Origin of the sequence: Streptomyces sp. NPDC059456, from assembly GCF_042750055.1 — a bacterium.
In the GTDB taxonomy this organism is placed as follows: domain Bacteria; phylum Actinomycetota; class Actinomycetes; order Streptomycetales; family Streptomycetaceae; genus Streptomyces.
Map to the genome: position 1 here is coordinate 1 of NZ_JBHYVA010000419.1, position 1,946 is coordinate 1,946.

Genomic DNA, 1,946 nt, shown 5'->3' on the forward strand with positions numbered 1-1,946 from the left:
GCGTGGGTGCGCGGGGGGGGGCGGGGGGCGGGGGGGGGGGGGGTTGGCGGGCTCCCCGCCCCCCCCCCCGGGTGGGGGGGCCCCCGGCTGCTGCGCGACGCGGAATCGGGCCGCCTCCCCGCCGGCTGCACCTCGGCGGTCCTGCTGGACCGCGGCTCGGCGGCCCGGGTGACCCGCATCGCCTTCCGCCGCCCCTGACCCTGCCCCGGGCCGGCCGGGGGCAGCGGTTAATCTCGGGCCGACAGCGTGGGGTGAGAACAGCGGAGGCGTACATGCACGGCGGCGGCTGGCCGGACAACGAGCTGGAGCAGGTGCTCGGGGCGGCGCTCGGGCAGGCGGACGCCGGCGCCCGCATCGTCGAGGTGCTCGGGCGCAGCCTGCTCTGGGTGCCCCTGCCGGGCGGCGGCGGCCCGGACGCGGCCGCCCTCGCCCTGCCCACCATGGAGATCAACGGGGCGGCGTACGTCCCCGTCTACAGCTCCGAGGCCCAGTTCCGCGCCTGCGCGGGCCCCGGCATGGACTTCGCCGTCGCCCCGGCCGTCGAGTTCGCCCGCGGCCTGCCCCCGCAGCTCGGCATCGCCGTGAACCCCGAGGGCGCCGTCGGCGTCCCGCTGCCCCCGCCCGCCGTGGCGGAGCTCTGCCGCACCGGCCGCACCCCGCTCGACGGCCCCGCCACCGGCGGCCGCGTCCGGCTCTTCGAACCCGACTGGCAGGACGACCCGGTGGACTTCCTGACCGCCGCCGCGGAGGAGTTCCGCGCCACCGGCGTGATCTCCGCCGCCCACCGCTGCCTCGCCAGCGTCGAGGGAGGGGCCCCGGAGCTCTACATCGGCGTCCGGCTGCCGGGATGGGAGCCCGGGATGCGCAGCGCCCCCATGGAGGCCCTCGGCCGGGCCCTGGCCCGCGTGGCGCCGGCCTGGCCCGTTCAGCTGATCCTCCTCGACGCCGTGCAGGACCCGGTGGTCGACTTCATGGTTACGCGCGTACGCCCCTTCTACCTCGCTTAGGGCCGCTTAAGCTGGGTGCGGACACGGGTGGACGGGCGGACGAGGAACGAAGAGGGGTACCGGGTGAGTGCGTCAGGCACGGCCGCGGCCGGGCAGGTCGAGCACATGATGCGCCAGGTGACGCCCGGGCGCTACGAGAGCTACGAGTCACTTCTGCACGCCCTCGCCGAGGGCCGCCTGTGGATGCTGCTCTGGCAGGGACAGCCGGGCTCCCCGGAGGCCCAGTACGGCGGCATGGAGGTCGAGGGCCTCGGGTACGCGCCCTGCGTGACCTCCCCCCAGGAGCTGGCCGCCAGCGGCTGGAACCGGGGCTACGAGGTGGTCACCGGCCGGGACATCGCCCGCGCCCTGTACCCCGACCGCTGGGGCCTGTGGCTCAACCCGCACGCCCAGGGCGGCGGCCTCGGCATCCCCTGGGCCGACCTGCGCCGGATCGCGACCGGCCTGGACCGGATGCCGGCCGGCCCGCTGCGGCTGTCCGAGCCCGCCCTGGAGCTCCCGCAGTTCTACGGACTGCTGACCCAGCACGCGCACCGCACCCCCGCCGTCCGCTCGCTGCGCCGCGCCTGGGTGCAGCCTTCGCTGGGCTCGCCGTACCTGGCGGTCGGGCTCGACCTGTACGACGCCTCCGCGCCCGCGCTGGAGTCCGTACGGGAGATGATGCGCCAGTCGGTCGGCGCGGTGCCCGAGGGCGTCCCCGTGTGCACGGTGGCGCTGGCCGACGAGCACGATCCCGTCGCGATGTGGCTGCGCGCCCAGACCCGCCCCTTCTACGACCGCGAGGGCCAGGCCCCCGCGTACTGACCCGAGCGGGGTCTGCCCGGCCCCTGAGACGGGCACGCGACACGAGCCGGAGGCCGGTGCGGAGTGGCCGAAGAGCCCGCGCGCGCCCGGTTGGGCGTTAGTAGGGCATTTAGCGGGATAAACACTGAGATATTA

Annotated in this window: 2 protein-coding genes and 1 pseudogene; all 3 read left to right on the forward strand. The window is 76.2% G+C overall.

Going from position 1 to position 1,946, the window contains the following annotated elements; genetic code table 11:
• A pseudogene (locus ACFXA3_RS28855) lies at positions 1-198 on the forward strand (ATP-binding protein); the annotation flags it as partial.
• 74 nt (positions 199-272) lie between these two features.
• Entirely contained in the window at positions 273-1,007 is a 735-nt protein-coding gene (locus ACFXA3_RS28860; protein ID WP_385191442.1) for an enhanced serine sensitivity protein SseB, read from the forward strand.
• 63 nt (positions 1,008-1,070) lie between these two features.
• On the forward strand, positions 1,071-1,811 hold the full coding sequence (locus ACFXA3_RS28865) for an enhanced serine sensitivity protein SseB C-terminal domain-containing protein (RefSeq protein WP_385191438.1): 741 nt from the start codon (positions 1,071-1,073) through the stop codon (positions 1,809-1,811).
• Positions 1,812-1,946: the final 135 nt, after the last annotated feature.